This window comes from Faecalimicrobium dakarense, assembly GCF_000499525.1.
GTDB classification, from domain to species: Bacteria; Bacillota; Clostridia; order Peptostreptococcales; family Peptostreptococcaceae; genus Faecalimicrobium; species Faecalimicrobium dakarense.
In genome coordinates this window covers 1-8207 of record NZ_HG529421.1, presented here as the reverse complement: position 1 = coordinate 8207, position 8207 = coordinate 1, and the positions used below count along the sequence as shown (strand labels likewise).

The following is an 8207-nucleotide window of genomic DNA, read 5'->3' as shown; positions in this document are numbered from 1 at the left end:
CCTAAACTTTTTTAGTAATTATAATTACAACAATTTGCTGGATTCATATATTGAGGTCTATTATTTTGATTTGGTGTGTTTGCATTATACTCTGTAGTATCTATTTGCTCGTATTGGTTATTTTCTTTATTTAATACTTTAAAAGTAGCTTCATTTTGAACTGCATTGTTTAAGTTTACATCTGAGATATTTTGACCCTTTTCATTTGCAAATGATGTAATTCCCATTGCCCCTATTACTAAACCTAACCCTAGCGTACCTATTAATTTTTTTTTCATAAAATTCACTTCCCTTTTTAAAATTTTATTTCTATATGTAGAATATCCTAAAAGTATGAATAAAATATGAATATTTACTTTCATATTTTATTCATACTTTTAAAGTATTATTGGTTTATCAAATTTATGGAGGTTAATTAAAATGAATAAAGAAACTAAAAAAAATTTAAAGCGTTTTTTACCACTATCTTTGTGCTGTATAATCCCTATACTATTAATCTTAATAGCCCCAGCAATAGGTTTCTATTCACCTAAAACTGCCCTAGGAATATCATTTATAGCACCATTTATATGCCCACTGATTATGGGAGGATTATTCTTCTTCCTATTTAGAGATAATAAATCATGCTGCAATAAAAGTACTGATGCTATTGAAAAATAAAAAATATCCCCACTTTAATTTTAAAGTGGGGATATTTCTTATTTTTTATGCATTTTATCATAAATACACTTAAAATCAGAATATAATACTAAACATAGCATAGATATTAAAATTCCACCTGCAATCATGAAAGTTGTTATATTATTCATATTAAATCACCCCTATATCAATATTTTATATACCGATATAGTACAATTAAATTGTGTAGAAATTATGATAGTTTACTTTTTATAAACTATTTTTCCATTTATTATAGTGAATAATACATTACTTTGAATTTCAAGAGGAGATCCGTCCCATATAACTATATCTGCATCTTTTCCAACTTCTATAGAACCTACTTTATCATCTATCCCTAAAGTTTTAGCTGGGTTTATAGTCATAGCCTTTATAGCTTCATCTTTTTTCATACCATGCTTTACAGCTATACCTGCGCATACCGGAAGGTATTGTACTGGTATTACTGGATGGTCTGTTGTTAATGAAACATTAACTCCAGTGTTTGAAAGAATTCCTGCTGTTTCAAATGTTAAGTTTCTTAATTCTATTTTAGATCTTTCAGATAATGATGGTCCTACTATTGTTGGATACCCTTCTTCTAATAAATCTTCTGCTATAAGATGTCCTTCTGTACAGTGATCTAATGTAATATCAACATCAAACTCTTTAGCTATTCTTATTGCTGTGAATATATCATCCGCTCTATGAGCATGAACCTTAAAAGGTATCTCTTTTTTAAGTACTGGAATTAAACTTTCCATTCTTATATCATATTCTGGCTTATCATGGTCTTCATGTTCCATGTATAACTCTATTTCATCTAAGTATTCTTCTGCTTTTTTTAGATTTTCTCTTAAAAGAGATGCTATTGCCATTCTTGTTTGAGGCATTTTTTCATCTCTACCATAACAAGATTTTGGATTTTCTCCAAATGCGATCTTTGAAGCAACGGGATTTTTTATAACCATATTATCAATTCTTCTACCAAAAGTCTTTATAGCTATACATTGTCCTCCCATAACATTTGCACTTCCTGGTGTAGTACATACTGCTGTTATACCACCTTGTAAAGCTTCTTTGAAGTTCTTATCCATTGGATTAATTCCATCTATCGGGTTTAATTGAGGAGTTATTGGATCAGTTTCTTCATTACCATCAGCACCTTCAAATCCCATACCATCTTCCCATAATCCTAAATGCGTATGAGCATCAATAAATCCAGGAAATATTTGTTTTCCATTAGCATCTATAGTTTCTACATCTGAAGGTATCTCTAAATTTTGTCCTATTTCTTTTATTTTTCCATCTTCTATAAGAATATCACCTTTTATAATTCCATTTGTTACTGTATTTATAGTTCCATTTTTTATAAATATCATTTTATCTCCTCCTGATATAGCTTATATCTTCATTGATAAAGCTACTCTTTGCTTTTTCATATCAACTCCTATAACAACAACATCTACAATATCTCCTACTGTAACTACTGCCATAGGGTCTTTTACAAATGATTTACTCATTTGAGACTTATGAACTAGTCCATCATTTTTTATTCCAATATCTACGAAAGCTCCAAAGTCCACTACGTTTCTTACAGTTCCTTTTAACATCATACCTTCTTTAATATCTTCTATTTTTAATACATCTGTTCTAAGTATAGGCTTTATACCTTCTTCTCTAGGGTCTCTTCCTGGTTTTTTAATTTCAGAAATTATATCTTTTAAAGTTACTTGCCCTACTTCTAATCTTTCACTTAATTCTTTTAATCCTATCTCATTAACTTTTGAATCTATATCTTCTATATTTTTATTTTCTATATCTTTAAGAGAATATCCTAAAGTTTCTAACATCTTTTTACATATATCATAACTTTCTGGATGAACTCCAGTATTATCTAATGGATTTTTTGCATCTAGTATTCTCATAAATCCTGCACATTGAGTAAATGCTTGAGGTCCTAATCTTTTAACCTTCTTCAATTGTGCCCTTGATGAAAAATCTCCATTTTCTTCTCTATATGTAATTATATTTTTAGCTATTGATTTACTTATACCCGCAATATGCTCTAATAAAGAATATGATGCTGTATTTAAGTCTACACCTACACTATTTACAGAGTCTTCTACTACTCCACCTAATACACCTTCAAGTCTTTTTTGATTTAAGTCGTGTTGATATTGACCTACTCCAATACTTTTAGGGTCTATTTTTACAAGTTCTGCTAACGGGTCTTGTAGTCTTCTACCTATTGAGATTGCGCCTCTTAAAGATACATTTATATCTGGATGTTCTTCACTTGCAAGCTCTGATGCTGAGTAAACTGACGCTCCAGCTTCACTAACTATTACATATTGAACTTCTCTCTCTATTTCTTTTATCATATCTGAAACAAATTTTTCAGATTCTCTTGATGCAGTTCCATTCCCTATTGCGATTATGTCTACATTATATTTTGATATTAATTCTTTTAAAGTTTTTTTAGCACCTTCTACGTTATTTTGAGGCTCAGTTGGATACACTGTTGTTGTATCTAGTAACTTACCATTTTTATCAACTACAGCTATCTTACACCCAGTTCTGAAAGCTGGGTCAAATCCCATAACGACCTTATCTTTTACAGGAGCTTGTAGTAGTAATCCTTTTATATTTTGCCCAAATACATTTATAGCTCTTTCCTGAGCTATTTCAGTTAAATGATTTCTAACTTCTCTTTCTATTGAAGGGAATATTAATCTTTTGTATGCATCTTCAATAGATGATACTATTGTTTCTTTATTTTTAAAGTTATCATTTTTTACATATTCATTTATTATATGATTTATGACTTTTTCATTATTAATTTCTAATTTTACTTTTAAGAAATCTTCTTTTTCTCCTCTATTTATTGCTAAAACTCTATGAGGGGCAATAGTTCTTACAGATTCACTGTAATCATAATACATATCATAAACTGATTTTTCTTCTTTAGTATTCTTTGTTACTAATACCCCTTCTCTTAATGATAAATCTCTTATATATTTTCTTATTTTAGCATCATCAGATATTATTTCAGCTATTATATCTTTAGCTCCTTTTATAGCATCATCAGAATAATTTACTTCTTTTTCTTCATTTATATATTTTTTTGCTTCTTCTTCTAAGTTACTTATATTTTTATTTAATATATCTAATGCTAAATCTTCTAATCCTTTTTCTTTTGCAATTGTTGCTCTAGTTCTTTTCTTTTGCTTAAATGGAGTATATATGTCTTCTACTTCTTGTAGTGTATTTGCTTTATTAACATTTATTTTTATTTCTTCTGTAAGTTTTCCTTGTTCTTCTATAATTCTTAATACATCTTCTTTTCTACTTTGTAAATTCCTTAAGTATACTAATTTATCATGAAATTCCCTTAATGTAACATCACTCATTTCACCAGTCATTTCTTTTCTATATCTAGCGATAAATGGTATTGTATTTCCTTCATCTATAAGTTTTATTGTATTGTTTATTTGTTCATCTCTAAGATTAAATTCTTTTTTTAATATTTCATTTATATTCATAGAGGTCCCTTCTTTCGTATGTAATTTATTAAGTTCGTTGCTCAAAAATTCGCTATGCTCATTTCGCCAACGACTTTGTCCGTTGCTCAAATAAAGGCTTAAGAATTAAATTCTTAAGCCCTTATCTTAATTATTTTTTGACTTATTCATTTTTAAATACTCATTTATAAATAAATCTATATTTCCATCCATAACACTATCTACATTTCCCATTTCTGCATTAGTCCTATGGTCTTTTACTAATTTATATGGTTGGAATACATATGACCTTATCTGGCTTCCCCAAGTTATTTGAGAGTACTTTCCTTGAATATCTTCAATTCTTTCCTTATTCTCAAGTTCCTTTAGCTCTATAAGTTTTGCCATAAGCATTTTCATCGCTCTATCTTTATTTTTATGCTGAGATCTTTCATTTTGGCACTGAACTACTACTCCTGTAGGAATATGTGTTATTCTTACTGCTGAATCAGTAGTATTTACATGCTGACCTCCAGCTCCAGATGCTCTATAAGTATCCACTTTTAAGTCAACTGGATTTATTTCTACATCTACACTATCATCAAGCTCTGGAGTAATATCTATTGATGCAAAAGAAGTATGTCTTTTACCCGATGGGTCAAAAGGAGATATTCTTACAATTCTATGAACTCCTTTTTCACTTCTTAAGTAACCATAAGCATTTATACCTTCTATAAGCAATGTAGCACTTTTTATTCCAGCAGCTGGATCTGAAAGTATATCTAAAAGTTTAACTTTATAGTCTTTAGATTCTCCCCATCTTATATACATTCTAAGCAGCATTTGTGCCCAATCTTGAGCATCAAGTCCACCTGTTCCTGCATTTATAGATAATATAGCATTATTTTTATCATATTCTCCACTTAAAAGAGTTTTTATTCTTACAACATCTATTTCTTTTTGTAATGTAACTATAGAGCTTTCTATTTCTTTTTCAATAGATGAATCTTTTTCTTCTAATCCTATTTCTATTAAAACTTCTATATCCTCTAAAGCTTCCTTTAGATTATTATATTCATCTACTGTTTCTTTTAAAGCCTTATTCTCTTGAAGAATTTTTTGAGCCATCTCATTGTCATTCCAAAAATCTTGTTCATTCATTTTAGCTTCATTTTCATCTATTCTAATTAATAATGAAGCAATGTCAAAGAGAGTCCCTCATTTCTTCTATATTTGAAGCCATTTGCTCCACGTTGTGTCTATATTCTTGTATATTTAACATTTGGATCCTCCAAAACTATCTTCCACAGCACTTTTTATATTTCTTTCCACTTCCACATGGACACTCTTCATTTCTTCCTATATCTTCGTCTTTTTTAACAGTCTTGCTTTCTTCTCCTTCTGTTATGTTAGAAGATAGGTGATCTACATCTATAACTTGTTTTCTCTCTACAGGTTCCTCTATAGTTATATTGAATAAGTATTTTATAGTATCTTCTTTTATATGCATATTCATCTCATTAAACATATCAAATCCTTCACTTGTATATGCTATAACTGGGTCTTGTTGACCTATTGCACGAAGTCCTATACCTTGGCGTAATTGATCCATAGCATCTATATGATCTATCCAATGGTTATCAACTGATTGAAGAAGTATTACTCTTTCTACTTCTCTCATTCTTTCTGAACCTATTCTCTCTTCTTTTCCATTATATATTCTCATAGCTATTTCATATACTGCTTCTACTAGTTCGGCAGTATTAAGCTTCTCTATATCTGGTATTTCTATACTTCCCTTTGGCATAAACTGATGATACATATAATCTCTAAATCCATCTATATTTATTCCTTTTTCTTCAACATAAGCATTAGCTGCATCTTCTATTAAAGAATGAATCATGTTTTGAATTTGTTCTTGAAGATTTTCACCTTCTAATACACGTCTTCTTTCTGCATATATTGTTTCTCTTTGCTTATTCATGACATCATCATATTGAAGTACGTGTTTTCTTATTCCGAAGTTTCTTCCTTCAACTTTCTTTTGCGCACCTTCTATAGATTTAGTTAACATCTTATGCTCTATAGGCATATCTTCCTCAAGACCTATTTTTTCTACCATTGCAGATATTCTTTCACTACCAAATAATCTCATAAGGTCATCTTCTAATGATATATAGAATCTTGAACTACCTTTATCTCCTTGACGACCAGCACGTCCTCTTAACTGGTTATCTATTCTTCTAGATTCATGTCTTTCTGTACCTATTATAGCTAAACCACCAGCTTCAATAACTTGTGCTTGTTCAACTTCGCATTGTTCTTTAAACTTTTTATACAGCTTTTCATATTGTTCTCTAGCTACAAATAATTCTTCATTTCCTTCTTTTTCTATACCTTCTAATGATGCATCTACTCTATTTATTATAGATTCAGCATATCCTAACCTTTTCATTTCTTTTTTAGTTAAGAACGTAGGATTTCCTCCAAGAACTATATCTGTACCACGACCTGCCATATTAGTAGCTATTGTTACTGCTCCTAATCTACCAGCTTGTGCTATTATCTCTGCTTCTTTATCATGATGTTTAGCATTTAATACTTCATGCTTAACTCCTCTTCTTTTTAAAAGTTGAGATATTAATTCAGAGTTTTCTATTGAAACAGTACCAACAAGTATCGGTTGTTTTAATTTACTTCTTTCTATTATATCTTCAACTACTGCATTAAATTTACCTCTTACATTTTTATAAACAGCATCCGATAAGTCATCTCTCTGTATTGGTCTATTTGTTGGAATTTGAACAACATCCATTTTGTATATTGCTTTAAATTCTTCTTCTTCTGTTTTAGCAGTACCAGTCATACCAGCGATTTTATTATACATTCTAAAATAGTTTTGGAATGTTACAGTCGCTAATGTTTTAGATTCTCTTTGTATTCTTAAGCCCTCTTTAGCCTCTATTGCTTGGTGTAAACCTTCAGAATATCTTCTACCAAACATAAGTCTTCCTGTAAACTCATCAACTATTACTATTTCTCCATCTTTAGAAACATAGTCTACATCACGCTTCATTATTGTATGAGCTTTTAATGCTTGATTTATATGGTGATATAATTCTGTATGAGCTATATCAGTTAAATTTTCTACATTAAAGTAAACTTCAGCCTTTTGTATTCCTGAATCAGTTAAAGATACTGATTTTTGTTTTTCATCGATTTCATAATTTTCAGGTTTTAATGTTAATACAAAAGTATTAGCATCTGAATATAAGTGTGTAGACTTATCTCCAGGTCCTGATATTATAAGAGGTGTTCTAGCCTCATCTACAAGTATAGAGTCAACCTCATCAACTATTGCATAGTTTAGCTCTCTTTGAACCATTTGCTCTTTGTGTATTACCATATTATCTTTTAGGTAATCAAATCCATATTCATTGTTTGTTCCATAAGTTATATCACATTGATATTGAGCTCTTCTTTCTTGAGGGTTTTGCCCATGAACTATAACCCCTACTGTAAGTCCTAAGAATTCATATATTTTACCCATTTGCTCTTTATCACGCTTTGCTAGGTAGTCATTTACTGTAACTACATGAACTCCCTTTCCTGTAAGAGCATTTAAGTAAACCGGCGCAGTAGCAACTAATGTTTTACCTTCCCCAGTTTTCATTTCCGCTATTCTTCCTTGATGAAGTACAATTCCACCTATAAGTTGTACTCTATAGTGTCTCATTCCTAATACTCTTTTAGAAGCTTCTCTCATTACTGCAAAAGCTTCTGCTAAGATATCATCTATTGTCTCACCGTTGTTTAATCTTTCTTTGAATATGTTTGTCATATTCTTAAGTTCTTTATCAGACATAGATTCAAACTTAGGCTCTAATGAATCTATTTCATCTACTATCTTATTAAACTTTTTTAGTTCTTTTTTATCTGCCATGTTAAATAAATTATCTAAAAAACCCATGTTCAATATCTCTCCTCGTTCATTTTTTATACTATTATACATTTTACCATAAAAACACTATATGTAATATTCTTTAT

6 protein-coding genes are annotated in these 8207 nt (G+C 30.0%); 1 reads left to right on the top strand and 5 read right to left on the bottom strand.

Annotation, left to right across the window (positions count from 1 at the left end; translation table 11 throughout):
- Window positions 1-11: 11 nt before the first annotated feature.
- A complete protein-coding gene (locus tag BN899_RS16205; protein ID WP_042277611.1) occupies window positions 12-278 on the bottom strand; it encodes a hypothetical protein in 267 nt (88 codons plus the stop codon).
- Window positions 279-420: 142 nt separating this feature from the next.
- Between BN899_RS16205 and BN899_RS16200 the strand changes: the two genes are divergently transcribed.
- Window positions 421-660 (top strand): hypothetical protein, encoded by a 240-nt coding sequence (locus BN899_RS16200; RefSeq protein WP_042277609.1) that lies wholly within the window; start codon window positions 421-423, stop codon window positions 658-660.
- Between the two features lie 221 nt (window positions 661-881).
- Here BN899_RS16200 and BN899_RS16195 read toward each other — a convergent pair whose 3' ends face one another.
- From BN899_RS16195 to secA, 4 genes are all read right to left on the bottom strand, one after another.
- Window positions 882-2039 carry an amidohydrolase gene (locus tag BN899_RS16195; RefSeq protein WP_042277606.1) on the bottom strand — a complete coding sequence of 386 codons (1158 nt, stop codon included), beginning with the start codon at window positions 2037-2039 and terminating at the stop codon, window positions 882-884.
- A 21-nt stretch (window positions 2040-2060) separates the two neighbouring features.
- A complete protein-coding gene (locus tag BN899_RS16190) occupies window positions 2061-4202 on the bottom strand; it encodes a Tex family protein (RefSeq protein ID WP_042277604.1) in 2142 nt (713 codons plus the stop codon).
- A 126-nt stretch (window positions 4203-4328) separates the two neighbouring features.
- A protein-coding gene (gene prfB, locus BN899_RS16185) for a peptide chain release factor 2 (RefSeq protein ID WP_147568592.1) occupies window positions 4329-5442 on the bottom strand; the annotation gives its coding sequence in 2 pieces (ribosomal slippage) (window positions 4329-5378 and window positions 5380-5442; 1113 coding nt in all).
- A gap of 15 nt (window positions 5443-5457) precedes the next feature.
- The gene (gene secA, locus BN899_RS16180; protein ID WP_042277600.1) at window positions 5458-8130 is read right to left on the bottom strand and encodes a preprotein translocase subunit SecA; all 2673 of its coding nucleotides are present in this window, start codon (window positions 8128-8130) and stop codon (window positions 5458-5460) included.
- Between the last annotated feature and the right edge of the window lie 77 nt (window positions 8131-8207).

Excerpts from the sequence above, each read along its gene's own strand:
- BN899_RS16205 (WP_042277611.1), bottom strand. The coding sequence starts at position 278 with ATGAAAAAAAAATTAATAGGTACGCTAGGGTTAGGTTTAGTAATAGGG.
- BN899_RS16200 (WP_042277609.1), top strand. The coding sequence starts at position 421 with ATGAATAAAGAAACTAAAAAAAATTTAAAGCGTTTTTTACCACTATCT.
- BN899_RS16195 (WP_042277606.1), bottom strand. The coding sequence starts at position 2,039 with ATGATATTTATAAAAAATGGAACTATAAATACAGTAACAAATGGAATT.
- BN899_RS16190 (WP_042277604.1), bottom strand. The coding sequence starts at position 4,202 with ATGAATATAAATGAAATATTAAAAAAAGAATTTAATCTTAGAGATGAA.
- secA (WP_042277600.1), bottom strand. The coding sequence starts at position 8,130 with ATGGGTTTTTTAGATAATTTATTTAACATGGCAGATAAAAAAGAACTA.